This window comes from Pseudomonas sp. DTU_2021_1001937_2_SI_NGA_ILE_001 (assembly GCF_032463525.1).
Taxonomy (GTDB): Bacteria; Pseudomonadota; Gammaproteobacteria; order Pseudomonadales; family Pseudomonadaceae; genus Aquipseudomonas.
The window spans coordinates 1,975,306-1,992,779 of sequence record NZ_CP135971.1 but is presented as its reverse complement, the minus strand read 5'-3'; the positions used below and the strand labels follow the sequence as shown (position 1 = coordinate 1,992,779).

10 protein-coding genes and 2 pseudogenes are annotated in these 17,474 nt (G+C 61.8%); all 12 read left to right on the top strand.

Annotated elements, in window-relative coordinates; genetic code table 11:
* Nucleotides 1-167: 167 nt before the first annotated feature.
* Nucleotides 168-908 (top strand): flagellar basal body rod protein FlgF, encoded by a 741-nt coding sequence (locus RRX38_RS08310; protein ID WP_315962195.1) that lies wholly within the window; start codon nucleotides 168-170, stop codon nucleotides 906-908.
* A gap of 46 nt (nucleotides 909-954) precedes the next feature.
* Complete coding sequence (gene flgG / locus RRX38_RS08305) at nucleotides 955-1,743, top strand: flagellar basal-body rod protein FlgG (protein WP_315962194.1); 789 nt, start codon at nucleotides 955-957, stop codon at nucleotides 1,741-1,743.
* Between the two features lie 71 nt (nucleotides 1,744-1,814).
* A complete protein-coding gene (gene flgH / locus RRX38_RS08300) occupies nucleotides 1,815-2,528 on the top strand; it encodes a flagellar basal body L-ring protein FlgH (RefSeq protein WP_410524876.1) in 714 nt (237 codons plus the stop codon).
* Between the two features lie 13 nt (nucleotides 2,529-2,541).
* Nucleotides 2,542-3,651, top strand: a complete 1,110-nt coding sequence (locus tag RRX38_RS08295; protein ID WP_315962193.1) for a flagellar basal body P-ring protein FlgI — start codon at nucleotides 2,542-2,544, stop codon at nucleotides 3,649-3,651.
* Nucleotides 3,652-3,661: 10 nt separating this feature from the next.
* Nucleotides 3,662-3,916: pseudogene (locus tag RRX38_RS25020) on the top strand (rod-binding protein); the annotation flags it as partial.
* Between the two features lie 240 nt (nucleotides 3,917-4,156).
* Nucleotides 4,157-4,924: pseudogene (gene flgJ, locus RRX38_RS25015) on the top strand (flagellar assembly peptidoglycan hydrolase FlgJ); the annotation flags it as partial.
* Nucleotides 4,925-4,935: 11 nt separating this feature from the next.
* Nucleotides 4,936-7,005 (top strand): flagellar hook-associated protein FlgK, encoded by a 2,070-nt coding sequence (gene flgK / locus RRX38_RS08285; RefSeq protein ID WP_315962191.1) that lies wholly within the window; start codon nucleotides 4,936-4,938, stop codon nucleotides 7,003-7,005.
* Nucleotides 7,006-7,018: 13 nt separating this feature from the next.
* A complete protein-coding gene (locus tag RRX38_RS08280) occupies nucleotides 7,019-8,608 on the top strand; it encodes a flagellar hook-associated protein 3 (protein WP_295472570.1) in 1,590 nt (529 codons plus the stop codon).
* A 91-nt stretch (nucleotides 8,609-8,699) separates the two neighbouring features.
* Entirely contained in the window at nucleotides 8,700-12,278 is a 3,579-nt protein-coding gene (locus RRX38_RS08275) for a glycosyltransferase (protein WP_315962190.1), read from the top strand.
* A 19-nt stretch (nucleotides 12,279-12,297) separates the two neighbouring features.
* A complete protein-coding gene (locus tag RRX38_RS08270; RefSeq protein WP_315962189.1) occupies nucleotides 12,298-15,183 on the top strand; it encodes a TIGR00180 family glycosyltransferase in 2,886 nt (961 codons plus the stop codon).
* A 250-nt stretch (nucleotides 15,184-15,433) separates the two neighbouring features.
* Nucleotides 15,434-16,360, top strand: a complete 927-nt coding sequence (locus RRX38_RS08265) for a ketoacyl-ACP synthase III (protein ID WP_315962188.1) — start codon at nucleotides 15,434-15,436, stop codon at nucleotides 16,358-16,360.
* Nucleotides 16,361-16,614: 254 nt separating this feature from the next.
* Nucleotides 16,615-17,463, top strand: coding sequence for a flagellin domain-containing protein (locus RRX38_RS08260; RefSeq protein WP_315962187.1), 849 nt, complete (start codon nucleotides 16,615-16,617; stop codon nucleotides 17,461-17,463).
* The last annotated feature ends 11 nt before the right edge of the window (nucleotides 17,464-17,474 follow it).

Here is a 17,474-nt window from a genome sequence, read left to right as displayed (position 1 = left end):
AGGACTTCGCCGCTGCGTGAGTGGAGGCATATTGCCACTTTCTCGCAAGCGCCCGTGAATGCTGGGGGTTGGCGTATTTTCAGCGGGCTTGGAAAGTTGGTTCAAAAATTGCTTTGCCTGTTTCAGTACAGCTACAGGCGGCAAGTGCCTGTCGGAGGAGACAGACTGTGGACAAGTTGCTTTACGTCGCGATGAGCGGGGCCTCGGAAAACGCCCTGGCGCAGAAGGTACGTGCCAACAACCTGGCGAACGTATCCACCACCGGTTTTCAACGTGACTTCGAACAGGCGCGTTCCATGCCGGTGTTCGGTGAGGTCATGCCGTCGCGTGCCTATGCCATGAGCGAGCGGCCAGGCACCGATCTTTCCGGCGGGCCGCTGATCGAGACCGGTCGCGACCTGGATATTGCGGTGAAGGGTGATGGCTGGATCGCCGTTCAGACTCCCGATGGCGGCGAAGCCTATACCCGCAGTGCCGGCATGAACATCGATGCCTTGGGCATGCTGCGCGCTGCCAACGGCTTGCCGGTCATGGGCAACGGCGGTCCGATCGCCGTGCCGCCGCAACAACAGATCGAGATCGGTTCCGACGGCACCATCAGTGTCCGCTCCCTCGGCGAAAGCCCGCAGGTGATGGCGCAGATCGACCGTATCAAGCTGGTCAATCCGGGACTGAACAATCTGGAGAAAGGTCCGGATGGCCTGATCCATACCAAGAACGGCCAGGCCGCCGAGGTGGATGCCAACGTGCGCGTCGAGTCGGGTGTGCTGCAGGCCAGCAACGTCAATGCGGTCGAAGAAATGACCTCGATCCTGGCGCTGTCCCGACAGTTCGAACTGCACGTGAAAATGATGAAGACCGCCGAAGAAGACGACCAGGCCATGGCTCGCGTCTTGCAGATTGGCTAACCATTGACAGCTCGCGCCGGTAATTCGGCGCCCGAGGAGAAACTCCATGCTTCCAGCTCTCTACGTCGCCAAGACTGGCCTGTCTGCCCAAGACACCAACCTGACGACCATTTCCAACAACCTGGCCAACGTCTCGACCACCGGCTTCAAGCGTGATCGTGCCGAATTCCAGGACCTGCTGTACCAGATCAAGCGTCAGCCTGGCGCACAGTCCACCCAGGACAGCGAGCTGCCTTCGGGCCTGCAGGTCGGTACCGGTGTGCGCATCGTCGGCACCCAGAAGAGCTTCGTCGCCGGCAGCCTGCAGACCACCGAAAACCCGCTGGACATGGCGGTCAACGGTCGCGGCTTCTTCCAGATCATGCAGCCTGACGGCACCCTGGCCTACACCCGTGATGGCACCTTTCACCTCAATTCCAACGGTCAGATCGTCACCTCCAACGGCTTCGCCCTGGAGCCGGCCATCGTCGTGCCGCAGAACGCGCAGACCTTCACCGTGGCCCAGGACGGTACCGTATCGGTGACCCTGGCCGGTGCCACCGCAACGCCGCAGGTGATCGGCAACATCCAGACCGCCGACTTCATCAACCCGGCCGGCCTGCAGGCCATGGGCGGCAACCTGTTCGTCGAGACCGCCTCCAGCGGTGCGCCGAACGTCGGCCAGCCAGGCCTCAATGGCTTGGGGCCGGTGCTGCAGAACACCCTGGAAAACTCCAACGTCAGCACGGTCGAGGAACTGGTGAACATGATCACCACCCAGCGCGCTTACGAGATGAACTCCAAGGTGATCTCGACCGCCGATCAGATGATGCAGAACCTGGTACAAAACCTGTAAGAACTGATGCACCTGCTCAATCCGTCAAGGCGCCGACACGGCGCCTGCTACACCGCGAGGTTTCAAGAGTCATGAAGCGCTTTTCTGTCCTGCGTTTTCCCGTGCTGGTCGCTCCACTGTGCGCTGCTTTGCTGATGAGCGGCTGCGTGGCGCCGACCGCCAAGCCCGATGACCCTTACTACGCTCCGGTGTTGCCGCGCACGCCGATGTCGGCGGCCGCCAACAATGGCGCCATCTACCAGGCCGGTTTCGAGCAGAACCTCTACGGCGACCGCAAGGCGTTCCGGGTCGGTGACATCATCACCATCACCCTGTCCGAGCGCATGGCCGCCAGCAAGGCGGCCAGTTCCGATCTCAGCAAGAACAGCACCAACAGCATCGGCCTGACTTCGCTGTTCGGCTCGGGGCTGACCACCAACAACCCGATCGGCAGCAATGACCTGAGTCTCAACGCCGGCTACACCGGTGCCCGCACCACCAAGGGTGATGGCAAGGCGGCGCAGAGCAACAGCCTGACCGGTTCGGTGACCGTGACCGTGGCCGACGTGCTGCCCAACGGCATCCTGTCGGTACGTGGCGAGAAATGGATGACACTCAATACCGGCAATGAGCTGGTGCGTATCGCCGGGCTGATCCGTGCCGACGATATCGCCACGGACAACACCGTGTCGTCGACCCGTGTGGCCGATGCGCGGATTACCTACTCGGGTACCGGAGCCTTCGCCGACTCCAGCCAGCCAGGCTGGTTCGACCGCTTCTTCCTCAGTCCGTTGTTCCCTTTCTGATCGCGGGATAGCCATGATCGCCTTGAAGAAACTGATCGCCGCCGTCCTGTTGTGCGCCGCGCCCTTCGCGGTCCAGGCCGAGCGTCTGAAAGACATCGCCAGCATCTCCGGCGTGCGGACCAACCAGCTGATCGGCTACGGCCTGGTCGTGGGCCTCAATGGCACCGGCGACCAGACCACCCAGACGCCGTTCACGCTGCAGACCTTCAACAACATGCTGGCGCAGTTTGGCATCAAGGTGCCCGCAGGCTCCGGCACCGTGCAGCTCAAGAACGTCGCGGCGGTGGCCGTGTACGCCGACCTGCCGCCGTTCGCCAAGCCCGGCCAGGTCGTGGACATCACCGTTTCGTCCATTGGTAACTCCAAGAGCCTGCGTGGTGGCAGCCTGCTCATGACCCCGCTCAAAGGTATCGACGGCAACGTCTACGCCGTGGCGCAGGGCAACCTGGTGGTCGGCGGTTTCGACGCCGGCGGCGCGGATGGTTCGCGGATCACCGTCAACGTTCCGTCTGCCGGTCGTATTCCCGGCGGTGCCACGGTGGAGCGTGCGGTACCCAGCGGCTTCAACCAGGGCAACTCGCTGACCCTGAACCTCAACCGCTCCGACTTCACCACCGCCAAGCGCATCGTCGACAAGATCAACGACATGCTCGGCCCGGGCGTAGCCCAGGCGCTGGATGGTGGCTCGGTACGCGTCACTGCACCGCTGGATCCGGCTCAGCGCGTCGATTATCTGTCGATCCTGGAAAACATCGAGATCGATCCGGGCCAGGCTTCGGCCAAGGTGGTGATCAACTCGCGTACCGGCACCATCGTCATCGGCCAGAACGTCAAGGTATCGCCGGCTGCCGTCACCCACGGCAGCCTGACCGTGACCATCACCGAGGACCCGATCGTCAGCCAGCCTGGCGCGCTCTCCGGTGGTCAGACAGTCGTGGTGCCGCGCTCCAAGGTCAATGCGCAACAGGAAATGAAGCCGATGTTCAAGTTCGGCCCCGGTACCACCCTGGATGAGATCGTCCGCGCGGTGAACCAGGTGGGCGCCGCGCCCGGCGACCTGATGGCCATTCTCGAAGCCCTGAAGCAGGCCGGCGCGTTGCAGGCCGACCTGATCGTGATCTGAGGACGCCTGGATGGATATGCCCAAGAGCCCGGTCTCGTCCACTGTCGATTCGGGTGCCTACACCGACGTCAATCGCCTGGCCTCGCTGAAGGGTGGCGACAAGGACAACCCGGAAAACCTGCGCAAGGTGGCCCGCGAGTTCGAGTCGCTGTTCGTCAGTCAGATGCTCAAGGCCATGCGTTCGGCCAACGAAGTGCTGGCCAAGGACAACCCGATGAATACGGCGGCCACCCGCCAGTATCAGGATATGTATGACCAGCAACTGGCGGTGACCCTTTCGACCCGCGGCAACGGTATCGGCCTGCAGGACGTGCTGATGCGTCAGTTGTCCAAGGATAAGGGCGTCAAGCACACGCCGGCCACCGACGCTGCCGCGCAGCCAGCGGACAAGACGGCTCAACCGGCGCTGGCCACGGGTATCTACCAGCAACCTCTGTGGGCCAACCGTTCGCGTTCCGCCTCCCAGGCCGTGGCTGCCGGCGAAGCCTCGGGTCAGGCGCGCAATGACATGGCCATGCTCAATTCCCGGCGCCTGTCGCTGCCGAGCAAGCTCACTGACCGCCTGCTGGCTGGCATCGTGCCGTCGGCGACCACGGCAGCCGAAGGGCAGGGCCACAAACGTATCGACGTGCCTGGAGCTCCGAGTGGCGTGTCCGGGCGCGAGCTGATTGCCCGAGCCAACGGTGACTGGACGCGTAATCCGGACTTCGCGAGCCCCGAGGAGGTCAGCCGCAGCATCGCTCAGCCGCCGCTGGCCCCCGCCAAACGTGCATTTGGCAATGCCGACCAGTTCGTCGCGACCATGCTGCCGTTGGCCAAGGACGCCGCCGCACGTATTGGCGTCGATCCGATCATGCTGGTTGCCCAGGCGGCCCTCGAAACCGGTTGGGGCAAGTCGATCATGCGTCAGAACGACGGCAGCAGCAGCCACAACCTGTTCGGCATCAAGGCCATGGGCAGTTGGAAGGGCGCCGAAGCGCGTGCCGTCACCAGTGAGTTCCGCGAGGGCAAGATGGTCAAGGAGACCGCCGACTTCCGTGCCTACGACTCCTACGCCGACAGCTTCCACGACCTGGTGAGCCTGTTGCAGAACAACAGCCGCTATAAAGAAGTGGTCAATTCGGCCGATAACCCGGAACAGTTTGTAAAAGAATTGCAGAAAGCTGGCTACGCCACCGACCCGGATTACGCCAGCAAGATTTCCCAGATCGCTAAGCAGATGAAGAGTTACCAGAACTACGCCGCCGTATCGGACTCTTCCACGACTTTATGAAGGCTTGAATCATGTCGCTGATCAATATTGGACTCTCAGGGCTGAATGCCAGTAGTGCTGCGATCGCCACCATTGGCAACAACACCGCCAACGTGGACACCGCCGGCTATTCGCGCCAGCAGGTTCAGACCACTGCCTCGACGCCGATCAGCATCGGTGTGGGCATCGGTTACATCGGCAGCGGCACCACCGTGTCCGACGTGCGACGCATCTACAACGGCTACCTGGAAACCCAGTTGCAGAACAGCACGGCACTGAGTGCCGAGGCCACGGCGTTCTCCACTCAGGCCAACAAGATCGACACCATGCTGTCGGACAGCACCACGGGGATCGCTGCGCAGCTGGCCAGTTTCTTTACCAAGATGCAGTCGGTTTCGGCCAGTGCCACCACGTCGGCTGAGCGTTCGGCGCTGCTGACCCAGGCCTCCGCGCTGAGCTCGCGTTTCAATTCCATCGCGGCCCAGCTCAGCTCGCAGAACGACAATATCAACACCCAGCTCAAAAGCGTGGCCGATAACGTCAATACGCTGACCAGCACCATTGCCAGCCTCAACAAGCAGATTACCCAGGCGTCGGCGGGCAACACGTCGGCCAACAGCCTCATGGACTCGCGCAACGAAGCAGTGCGCAAGCTCAACGAGCTGATTGGTGTCAAGGTCGTGGAAAACAATACCGGGTTCGACGTTTACACCGGCACCGGCCAATCGCTGGTGGTCGCGGGCACGTCGTACCGGATGGATGCCGCACCCAGCTCGACCGATCCAACTCAGTACAACCTGCAGGTCTATTACGGCGGCACGCCGACCGATGTCACTTCGGTCGTGACCGGCGGCACCATCGGTGGTCTGCTGCGCTATCGCTCCGACGTTCTGACACCGGCCTTCAACGAACTGGGCCGTGTCAGCATGGTGCTGGCCGACCAGGTCAATACCCAGCTGGCCCAAGGTATCGACCTCAAGGGCAAGTTCGGTACGGCGCTGTTCAGCGATATCAACTCCGCCGACGCCATGTCGCAGCGCAGCGTTGGCAAGGTAGGCAACACCGGTACCGGTAACCTGAACGTTGCCATCACCGACAGCAGCAAGCTGACCGGCAACGATTACGAAGTCACTTTCACCAGTGCCTCGGCCTACACCGTGCGCCGCCTGCCGAATGGCGAAAGTGTCGGCAGCGGCACCCTCGAGACCACCTCGCCACCCGCAGCGGCAACGCCAGCCGGCGGTATCGAAGGCTTCTCGATCACCTCGTTAAGCGTCGGCACGGTCGCAGCAGGCGACGTGTTCAAGGTTACCCCGACCGTCAATGGTGCCTCGGGTATCTCGGTGATCATGAAGGATCCCCAGGACTTCGCCGCGGCTGCACCGCTGACTGCGGCGGCGGGTGTGAGCAACAGTGGCACCGGCGGCTTCACCCAACCGGTGCTGACCACCAAGCCGGACATCTACGATTCGACCAAGCTGCTCGACCTGCAGAACGGCCTCAAGGGCGCCACGCCGATGCGTCTGGTCATGGGCACTGCGAGTGGCGGCATCCAGAGTTACTCGCTGGTCGACGCCCAGGGTGCGCCGGTCAACGATCAGAGTGGCAACCCGATTACCGGCAGTATCATCCAGGGTCAGAGCAACACCCTGAAGCTCAACATCGGTTACACCGACAGCAGCTCGACCCAGCAGTCGTTCACCGTCGAGATGACCGTTTCCGGCACGCCGAATGCCAACGATACCTTCAGCATCAGCCTGACCGGTGCGGGGTCTTCGGATAACCGCAACGCCACCGCGCTGGCTGGCTTGCAGACCGCACGCACTGTCGGTGTGTCTGGTGGCAGCGTGGGCACCAGCATTTCCAGCGCCTATGGCCAGCTTGTCTCTACGGTCGGTACCCAGGCTGGCCAGGGGAAGAGTGATGTAACCGCTACGGACGCCGTTCTGGCTCAGGCCAAAACGGCTCGTGATGGCGTGTCGGGCGTGTCGCTGGATGAGGAAGCGGCCAACCTGGTCAAGTACCAGCAGTACTACACCGCCTCTTCGCAGATCATCAAGGCGGCGCAGACCATCTTCAGCACGCTGATCAACAGTCTTTAAGGAGTCGTAGACCATGCGCATTTCCACTGGCCAGATTTACGAAGCCTCGGCGGCCAACTATCAGCGTAACTACGCCAAGTTCATCAAGACCGGTGAAGAGGTCAGCAGCCAGGTCAAGCTCAATACCGCCAGCGACGACCCGATCGGTGCCGCGCGTGTGCTGCAGCTGGCGCAGCAGAACGCGATGCTCGACCAGTATTCGTCCAACATCACGGCGATCAACAACAACGGCGCCAATGCCGAGACTGCGTTGGAGAGCATTCGTGACGCCCTGCAACGGGTCCGTGAACTGGTGATCCAGGCGGGCAATGGTTCCTACACCGACGCCGATCGGCAGTCCACTGCCGCCGAGCTCAAGGAGTTGCAGAAGCAGGTCCTCGGCCTGATGAATACCCAGGACGCCAACGGCCTGTACCTGTTCTCCGGTTCCGACGGTTCGCAGCCGCCTTACTCGACAAACGCCGATGGCTCCTACACCTATCATGGCAACCAGACGGGTGTCGGCCTGGCGGTAGGCGATGGCCTGGTCCTCGCCGCCAACACCACGGGCTACGAGGCCTTCGAACAGGCGGTCAACACTACCCGCGCCAGCACTACGCTGACCTCGCCGGCGACCGATGATGGCAAGGTCGGTTTGGCAGGAGGGACGGTGTCGTCTACCTCTGCGTACAACTCGGGCTTCCTGGGCGGCGAGCCCTACACGGTCTCCTTCGTCAGTGGCCCTAAGCTGCTGATCACCGACCGTAACGGTACCGACGTCACCACCGACGCGAGTACGGCAGGCGACTTCAAGTTCAACACGTCTACCACCCAGACCATCACCTTCCGCGGGGTCGACCTGAACCTGAACGTCAACCTGTCCCAGGCTGAAGCGGCCAGTGCCAGCACCGCCGAGGCGGCGCTGCTGGGGCGCACCTACACCCTGGACGCTACCCCGCCGGACATCGCGGTATCGCGCAGCCCGGGCAATGCTTCCACAGCCACCATCACCCAGTCCGAGGTCGGGACCACGGTGGCGGACAGAGCGGCGTTCAACAATACTTTCCCGTCCGGTGGTGCAACCCTCAAGTTCACCACCACGGGCTATGAGCTGTATGCGTCACCGGTCACCAACGGCAAGCCGCCGATTGCCACCGGCACGGGCTTTGGCCCGTCGATCAACGCCGCCGGTATCAACTTCACTGTTGCGGGCACACCGCAGGATGGCGATACCTTCGTGGTGGAGGCCAATACCCATCAGACCCAGAACGTGCTCAATACCTTGAGCGATTTCATCGCGGTCCTGACCACGCCGGCAGATGGCAACCTGGTCGCCACGCAGAAGCTCACCAATGCCGTCAATTCGGCCTTGGGCAACCTCACCAGTGCTACCGAGCAGGTCGCTACGGCGATTTCCGGTATCGGTGCGCGGATGGTGGCCGCCTCGGCACAGGGCACGACAAACGATCTGCTCAAGGGCAACAACAAGCTGGAGTCCGACTCGTACACCCAGGCCGATCCGTTCGAATCCGCTTCGCGCCTGACGCTCCAGAAAACCATGCTCGATGCGTCTCAACAGGTGTTCCTGCAAACTTCCAAACTCAGCCTGTTCAGCATGCTGTAAAGCCTGTTTCCGAGCATAGCCAGCCGTCTTTTTTCAGTGGCAACGGAGGGCTCACGGTGCGAGCCCTTCACGCCGCCTGTGGGTCCTCATCGTGAATTCAGTCCCCCTCGTCAGTATCGTCATCCCCGCATTCAACCCTCGCTTCTTCCGTGCTGCCCTCGACAGTGCGTTGGCGCAGACCTGGTCGAACCTTGAGATCATCGTTTGCGATGACTGCCAGACCGGAGAAATCAAGGCCGTTTTCGACGAGTGCGTCGTAGACGCCCGGCATCCCGTTCGCTATCTGGCCAATCCGCAGCGCCTGGGCTTCCAGGCCAACATGCTCAAGTGTCTGGAGCAGGCTGGCGGCGAGTTCATCAAGTTTCTCTGTGATGACGATGTTCTGTACCCCCATTGCGTGGCTATGCAGGCCGATGCGTTGCAGCGCCATACCGATGTCGGGCTGGTCGTCTCGCGGCGGTATTTCATCGATCAAGAAAACTACGTTCTGCCTGAGCGTATGGAGAACATGGGGTTGGTGCCCTATGACGCCTTGTTCCATGGCGTGGATATTCTTGGCGCGTTCGACAAGTTGCTGCAGAACAACCTGGGCGGCTTCAGTGCGGCGCTGATGCGCCGCGACGATGCAGCCAGGCTGCTGCCGCAACTGGCCTCGGGCGGCGAGGGATTTTCGGCGCTGCTGGATTTCGCGCTGTTCATCTGCCTGCTGCGCCACAGCCACCTGATTGCTCTTAATGCGGTCAGCGTGGCGGAGCGCATTCACCCCGATGCGCTCAGTCAGGACCCCAGGATCCCTGCCGTTGCCGAGGTGGAGAAAGACTGGCTGCGGCAGATGATGGCCGTGCGTGAGGAGAAGACCGAGACCCTGTTGGGCTGGACTCGCTTCGTGGCGCTGCGTAACGCGGCACTCGAACCACGGGAGTGGGATGAGGTCGGCCTCTACGCCATTGCCGCGACTCGCCAGGGCATGCTGCGTAACCGCGTGGGCGCCTATGCCAAGAGTTTCGCCGAGTTGTACAAGCAGTGGCTGGCTGAGCGGGTCTACACCCCAGCGCAAAAAAAACTTTTCCCCAAACGCATCGCTTCCTGGCATTCCCGCCCGCGCATCGTACCGATCGTGATTGACCGCGATAACGACCCGCTGCTGCTGAGCCTGACACTCGACAGCCTGATGGACCAGGATTACCCGCCGGAATCCATCGTTGTATTGAGCGATGCGCAGTTGGCCGAGCAGGCCCAGCTGATGCATTTTCCGTTGCGCGGTGACGGGCTGCAGCAACTCAATGAAATCGTGCCGCTGCTGAACCAGGCCGACTGGGTTTACTTGCTGCGTGCCGGTGACCGCCTGGTCCAGCCCGCGCTGCTGATTCTCGCTGAGCGCGTGGCGCAGATGCCCGGGCTCAAATGCGTCTACAGCGACGAGGGCGCGCTGCGCGACGATGAATCCCGGGAGCCGGCCTTCAAGCCCGACTTCAACCTCGACCTGTTGCGCAGCTATCCCTATGTCGGGCGGGTGCTGGCCTTCGAGCGCCAGCACTTGCTGGGTGTCGGCGGCCTGGATAGGCACTATGGAGAGCTGGCACCGCACGATGTGATCTGGCGCATCGTGGAGGCAGAAGGGCCGCACGCCATCGAGCACATCGCCGAGGTGTTGGTGGAGAGCAGTCTGTCCCTGGCCGACTGGTTGTCATCGCCTGCGGTCATCCAGGCCAGCGAAACCCTGACTCATGGGCATCTGCAGCGCCTCGGCATCGAACACGTCATTCATCATGACGTCTCGCCCCTGCTCAACAAGGTCGAGTACCTGCATGCCGACCAGCCATTGGTGTCGATCATCCTCTTCGTGCGTGATCAGCTGTCAGTGCTCGAACGCTGTGTCGAGAGTCTGCTGACGCATACCTTGTATCCACACTATGAAGTATTGATCGTCGATCGAGGCAGCCGGGAACCGCAGACCCTGGCCTGGCTGTCGGCCATGGCCGAGATGGGCTCCGATAAGCTGCGGGTCATCAAGGCGACGAATGGCGAAAACGAGGCGGCGACGTGGAATCAGGCGTTTGCCGAGGCCAGGGGCAGTTACCTGCTGCGTTTCAGCGTGCAGGCGCTGGTGCGGGATGAGCGCTGGATCGAATGCCTGCTCAATCATGCTCAACGCGCCGAGGTGGGTGTCGTGGGGCCGAAGATCGTCGATCCACAGGGCAGGGTGCTGCATGCCGGCATGGTGCTGTGGATGGAAAGTGTCGCCGGGCGGCCTTCGTTGCGGGTTCCGAGCGACGCCATGGGCTATATGCAGCGCTTGCAGGTGGCGCAGAACTGGACGGTGCTGGGCGGGCACTGCCTGATGGTGCGCCGGGACGTGCTGGAGGCCATCGGCCCGCTGGACGAGGCCACCTTCAGCGATGGCCTGAACGAGCTGGACTTGTGCCTGCGTGCCGGTCAGCAGGGCTACCTGGTGGTCTGGGACCCGACGCCTTGTGTGGTGCTCGACGAGTCTGCCATACCGCCGCAGGCCCCTGAGGTGCACGGCAGGTTGGTCAATCAGCAGCAGGCCTTGTCTCTGAAGTGGTTGCCCAGAGTGGTGAGTGACCCTGCCTACAACGTCAATCTGGTGCATAGCGAAGCCGGCGCCTATCTGCTTGATCCTGGTATACGCAGCGGCTGGAATCCTTTCTGTACGCGGCATTTGCCATCGATCCTGGGTATGGCGGTCAATTCGGGCGCGGTCGGCCATTATCGTCTCAGCCAGCCATTGGCCGAGCTGGAGGCGGCAGGACGAATCATTGGCAAGATCGCTTACGAGATGCCGTCGCTGGCCGAGGTGGTGCGTCAGGACCCTGACGTAGTGGTGATTCAGGGGCGTTACAACGAGTCTCGTCTGGCGGATATCGACCGCGTAAAAGTGTTTTCCAATGCGCTGCGGGTGTATGAGCTGGATGACTACATCGTCAACGTGCCGGCCAAGAACGAGCACCGTCGCAGCATGCCGGACAACCTCGAGGACGTGCTGCGCCGTGGCATCGGTATGTGCGATCGGCTGGTGGTATCGACCCAGCCGCTGGCCGATGCGCTGTCCGGTATGCACCACGACATTCGCGTGGTGCCCAACATGCTCGCACCGCACATGTGGAACGGACTCAAGAGCGTTCGCCGGGCGTCTTCCAAACCGCGTATCGGCTGGGGCGGCGGGACCAGCCACCGCGGCGATCTGGAACTGATCGTCGACGTCGTTCGCGAACTGGCCGATGAGGTGGAGTGGGTATTCTTCGGCATGTGCCCGGAGCTGTTGCGCCCGTACATCCACGAATTCCACCGGGCGGTACCGCTGCACCTGTACCCCGCCAAACTGGCCAGCCTGAATCTTGACCTGGCTCTGGCCCCTTTGGAGATGCATATCTTCAACGACTGCAAGAGCAACTTGCGCCTGCTCGAGTACGGTGCGTGCGGCTATCCGGTGGTGTGCAGCAATACTCTGGCCTATGCAGGTCATCTACCCGCCACTCGGGTCAAGGACAACAGCACCGAACAATGGCTTGACGCCGTGCGCATGCATTTGGCCGATCCTGCCGCCAGCTACCGCATGGGTGACGAATTGCGTGAAACCGTGCTGCGCGACTTCATGCTGCGCGGCGAGAACCTGCAATACTGGGCCAATGGCTGGTTGCCGGACTGATTTGACAACAGGAATGACTATGCAAAGCACTAACGGCCATGAAGTGCCATCGGTAGACTCTCGCTTCACGCTCATCCTGCTGGCCTGCGAGCAGGGTGAATTCCTGCGCCGTGCCTTGGCCTGGTACGGCGATTTCCCGATGGTCGTGAAGGTGCTCGACAGCAGTGCGAGTGCTGATGCCTACGCCTCTGGCCTGGTGGGCGTTGACTATCTGCACGTCCCCGAGCTGGCAGGCGCCGAGCTGTCTGAACGGCTCCTGCATGCCCTTGAGGGTGTCGACAGTCCTTACGTCGTCTGGGCGAGCGTCGAGAGCTTCCTGTTGCCTGATGCACTCGAGCAAGCGGTCGAGTTTCTGGAAGCACACCCTGGGCATGTGGGAGCGCAAGGCTACAGCCTCGGTTACGAGGCGGGCGTTGACCGAATCGATTACCTGCTGCGAGACCTCAAGGTTGATGACGGTCATGATCAGGCTGAGAGGCACGAGCGTATCGAGCGCTTCATGAGCCGGCCGGTGTCGTTGCAGCATGCGGTGCTGCGCACGGTATCGCTGCGACCCTTCTTGCAGGCCCTGCCGCGCGGAACCAGTGTCGCGCTGCAGGAGGCTGGCCTGGCGGCCTATCTGCTGAATGTCGGGCAGGTGCGTGTTCTGGATGTGCCCTATGTGCTGCATCTGGCTGACGCTCAGGCGCAGGCCCGCCACACGGCCGCTCTGCAAGGCGCCATGCAGCATAGTGATCCAAAGACCCGCTCGGAGCGCCAGGCATTTGTCGCCGCTTTGGCTGCGAGCCTGCCGGTCGAGGAGTCCAGGCTGCTGGAAGCGTTCGCGTTGCTCGCTGACGCTCTGAAGAAGCGTCCCTATCAAGGGCGCGACAAGCTGTTCTGCTGCATCTGGAATCTGGCTGAGGAAGTGGGCGAGGCCCATTTCGAACCTCGTCAACATGTCGAGTTACCGTTCTACAATCGGGCGTTTTTCGACGTGCTGGCGCGTGTCGAATTCCTGATCCATGTGTTTCCCGCCGGGCGGCAATTGGCCGCTCTGGAAGGCGTGCTGCTGCGTCAGGCCGAGCTGGCAGGGCCGCAGAGTAATCCGGATGCCGAGCCACTGCTCAATCGACTGTGGCGGGCTTACGCTCTCTATGCCTTCAGTGAAGGTATCGTGCGGCGTCTGGAGCAGGAGCTGCGTAGCAGCAAACAGGGTGACGAAAAGGATCGGCTCGAACAGATCGAACAACTGATCGCCTGGGGGCAGCGTTTGCGTGCAACGAGCCCGCGTGACAACGCCAGCTTGCTCGACGAAATGCCTTCCGGTCGCCTGTTGAAGTGGCTGGCTTCGCGAACCCCGGAGGCTGCCGAGCTGAAGCGACTGCTGGTGCGTCAGGCGGCTAACCCGGCAGGCGCGCAGATCGGCGTGCTATTGCTGGATCTCGAGGCCGATATCTTCAAGTTACAGGCCAGCTTCGACAGCCTGATCAATAGTCATTACCGCAACTTCAAGGTCATCGTGTTTACCACGGGCGAGCTGCCGGCCGCGACCACCCTGCAGCACACGCTGCATTTCGTGAAGGTGACCGCCAGCAACTACGTCGACCGGATCAACCAGGTCATTCGCCAATCCGACGTCGACTGGCTGATGCTGGCCCAGGCGGGCGAGCAGTTCACCCCCGCCGGGCTGTTGCTGGCCAGCGATGCGCTGATGGACGCGGCCGATTGCCGTGCCGTGGCGGTCGACAGCATTCATCGTCAGGCCGATGACACCCTGCAACCGGTGCTGCTGCCCGATTTCAACCTGGATCTGCTGCAGAGCCTGCCGAGCCTGATGGCGCGTCATTGGCTGGTACGCCGTAGTGCACTGGTCGAGGCGGGCGGCTATTCGCGGGATTATCCGGATGCGCTGGAGTTCGATCTGCTGTTGCGCTTGATCGAGCAGGGCGGCATGGGCGGCATGGCCCACCTCAGCGAACCTGTGGTGATTTGCCAGGCCCCCTCGCCGGAGGCCAATGAGGATCAGCAGAAGGCCCTGACCCGCCATCTGGCCACCCGCGGTTACCAGGCCGAGGTGGGTTCGGCATCGCCAGGTACTTTCAAGATCGACTACCGGCATGAGCATCGCCCCATGGTCTCGGTGCTGATCAGTTGCCAGGATAACCTGGCCGATTTGCAGCGTTGCCTGGTCAACCTGCTGCAGCGCTCTCGCTACCCACGTTACGAGGTGCTCATCGGCGATGCCGGCAGCCAGTCTCCCGAGGTGTTCGCCTGGCTGCAGCAGCAGGAAAAGCTTTCCAACCGCATCCGGGTATTCCGTGCCGACGAGCCGATGAGCTCTGCCGCGATGCACAACCAGCTCAGCCAGCAGGCCAAGGGGGAATACCTGGTGCTTCTGGATGCGCGCAGCCAGGTGATCAACGTCGGCTGGATCGAATCGATGCTCAACCAGGCACAACGTCCGGAAGTGGGCGTAGTGGGTGTGAAACTCGTCGATCAGCAGGGCAGCGTGACCCAGGCCGGGTTGATTCTCGGCTTTGACGACGCGGTGGGTTCGGCATTCGTGGGCGCCACCAAGCAGGACGTCGGCTACATGCAGCGTCTTGCCGTCGAGCAGAATGTCTCGGCGGTGTCGGGCGCCTGCCTGATGATCGACAAAGCGTTGTTCGAAGCGCTCGGGGGGCTGGACGAGCAGGTGTTCGCTGCAGCCTATGCCGATGTGGATCTATGCCTCAGTGCGTCGGCTGCCGGCTACCTGACCGTATGGACCCCGCAGGTCCAGGTGGTGCATCCGGGCGATATCGCCAAGGCACCTGAAGCCTTGCACGCGCTACGCAGCAAATGGGCCGCCGCCTTCGAGCACGATACCGCCTACAATCGTCACCTGGCGTTGCGCGGCCAGGGCTACACGCTGGACATCTAGTCCCTCTCGAGCGGGCAGGGCGGCCTTCTGCGGCCGCCCTCGATCCGCTGTCAGTCGTAAAACCTGCTGCGTCAGTGACCTGCAAGCGCAAACGTGCATCTGTTGATGGAGTGCGTTGCGGGGAGCGAAGTGAGCCTGACTTGCTTATTCGTGGCCAGCCCCCTGAAAATATCCGTCACACAATTGATACGTGAGCGGCCTGATCGCTTCAGGGCGCCTGTTCCGCCGTTTACTAATTTGGGAAGCCACGATGATTGGCATAAAAAGCATAGCGAGTTACGTGCCCACCGCTGGGGTGGACAACTACGCGCAAGGCGCCAGGTTCGGCAAGGATGAAGAGTTCATCCTCGGCAAGATCGGCTCCACCTTTTTGCCGCGCAAAGACGCTGCGCAGGAAACCTCCGACCTGTGCGTCGAAGCCGTGAATGCCCTGTTGGCCAGCAACCCGCAGTTGAGCCGCGACAGTATCGATGTGCTGATCGTCGTCACCCAGAATGGCGATGAAGAAGGTCTGCCGCATACGGCGGCCATCGTTCAGGACAAGCTGGGCCTGTCGACCGCCGTGGCGGCGTTCGATATTTCCCTCGGCTGCTCGGGTTACGTCTACGGCATCTATGCGATCAAAGGCTTCATGGAGGCCGCTGGCCTGAAGAACGGCGTGCTGGTTACCGCCGACCCCTATTCGAAGATCGTCGACCCGGATGACCGCAACACCACCATGTTGTTTGGCGATGCAGCCACCGCCACTTGGATGGGTGAGGACGCCCCCTGGCAGTTGGGCAAGGCCAAGTTCGGCACTGACGGCTCGGGCGCACCGCATCTTAAGGTCAGCGATGGCGTGTTCTACATGAATGGCCGCCAGGTGTTCAATTTCGCCTTGCTCAAGGTGCCGGCGCACCTGCACGAATTGCTCGACGAGTCTGGCATCAAGGCTGAAGACATCGACGCCTTCTGCATCCACCAGGGCAGCGCGGCGATCGTCGACGCCGTGGCCCGGCGTTTCGAAGAGCAGCCCGAGAAGTTCGTCAAGGACATGGTCGAGACCGGCAACACCGTGTCGTCGAGCATTCCGCTGCTGATCGAGAAGCACGTGCTGGGCTCCTCGTGGCAGCGGGTGGCACTGAGCGGCTTTGGTGTAGGCTTGTCCTGGGGTTCGGCGATCCTCTATCGCGCCTGAAACCCTCGTTTGATCTGAATGCCCGGCCCCTCAAGCCGGGCGTTTCGTCTCTGTAGAAAGGGCTTCGTACCCCCTGCGAAATCGCCCTAACTCGTTGAATTGCCTGGCCTGGCGCCATGCTGGCAAAAAAATTCAAAAAAACCCCTCAAGCAACTTGCCATGCCGACGATAACTATTACGAAGGTTCTCTAGGCACACCCGGCGCTTGCAGGGGCCGGAAGCCACGCAGCAATCAAACCAACGAGGAATTCATCATGGCTTTAACAGTAAACACCAACGTTGCCTCCTTGAACGTTCAGAAGAACCTGGGTCGCGCTTCCGACGCTCTGGCTACCTCCATGACCCGTCTGTCTTCGGGCCTGAAGATCAACAGCGCCAAAGACGACGCCGCCGGTCTGCAGATCGCTACCCGCATCAACTCGCAGATCAAAGGCCAGACCATGGCCATCAAGAACGCCAACGACGGCATCTCGATCGCCCAGACCGCTGAAGGCGCCCTGCAAGAATCCACCAACATCCTGCAGCGTATGCGTGAACTGGCCGTTCAGTCCCGTAACGACAGCAACAGCTCCACTGATCGTGATGCGCTGAACAAAGAGTTCACTCAGATGAGTGAAGAGCTGACCCGTATCGCTCAGAGCACCAACCTGAACGGTAAGAACCTGATCGACGGCACCGCCAGCACCATGACCTTCCAGGTCGGCTCCAACACTGGCTCGTCCAACCAGATCAGCCTGACCCTGAGCCAGGACTTCGGTGCCAGCGCCCTGGGCGTGGACTCCGCCATCAGCATCGCCGGCTCTGACAGCGCTGATGCCGAAACCAAGTTCTCGGCCGCCATCGCTGCCATCGACTCGGCTCTGTCGCTGGTGAACTCCAGCCGTGCGGACCTCGGTGCTGCTCAGAACCGTCTGTCGAGCACCATCTCCAACCTGCAGAACATCAACGAGAACGCCAGCGCCGCTCTGGGTCGTGTACAAGACACCGACTTCGCTGCTGAAACTGCCCAGCTGACCAAGCAGCAGACTCTGCAGCAAGCCTCGACTTCGGTCCTGGCCCAGGCTAACCAGCTGCCTTCCGCTGTACTGAAACTGCTCCAGTAATCCTGGGGTGA

Bases quoted from the DNA above. Each gene is read 5' to 3' on its own strand.
- flgG (WP_315962194.1), top strand. From the start codon at position 955: ATGCTTCCAGCTCTCTACGTCGCCAAGACTGGCCTGTCTGCCCAAGAC.
- flgH (WP_410524876.1), top strand. From the start codon at position 1,815: ATGAAGCGCTTTTCTGTCCTGCGTTTTCCCGTGCTGGTCGCTCCACTG.
- RRX38_RS08295 (WP_315962193.1), top strand. From the start codon at position 2,542: ATGATCGCCTTGAAGAAACTGATCGCCGCCGTCCTGTTGTGCGCCGCG.
- flgK (WP_315962191.1), top strand. From the start codon at position 4,936: ATGTCGCTGATCAATATTGGACTCTCAGGGCTGAATGCCAGTAGTGCT.
- RRX38_RS08280 (WP_295472570.1), top strand. From the start codon at position 7,019: ATGCGCATTTCCACTGGCCAGATTTACGAAGCCTCGGCGGCCAACTAT.
- RRX38_RS08270 (WP_315962189.1), top strand. From the start codon at position 12,298: ATGCAAAGCACTAACGGCCATGAAGTGCCATCGGTAGACTCTCGCTTC.
- RRX38_RS08265 (WP_315962188.1), top strand. From the start codon at position 15,434: ATGATTGGCATAAAAAGCATAGCGAGTTACGTGCCCACCGCTGGGGTG.
- RRX38_RS08260 (WP_315962187.1), top strand. From the start codon at position 16,615: ATGGCTTTAACAGTAAACACCAACGTTGCCTCCTTGAACGTTCAGAAG.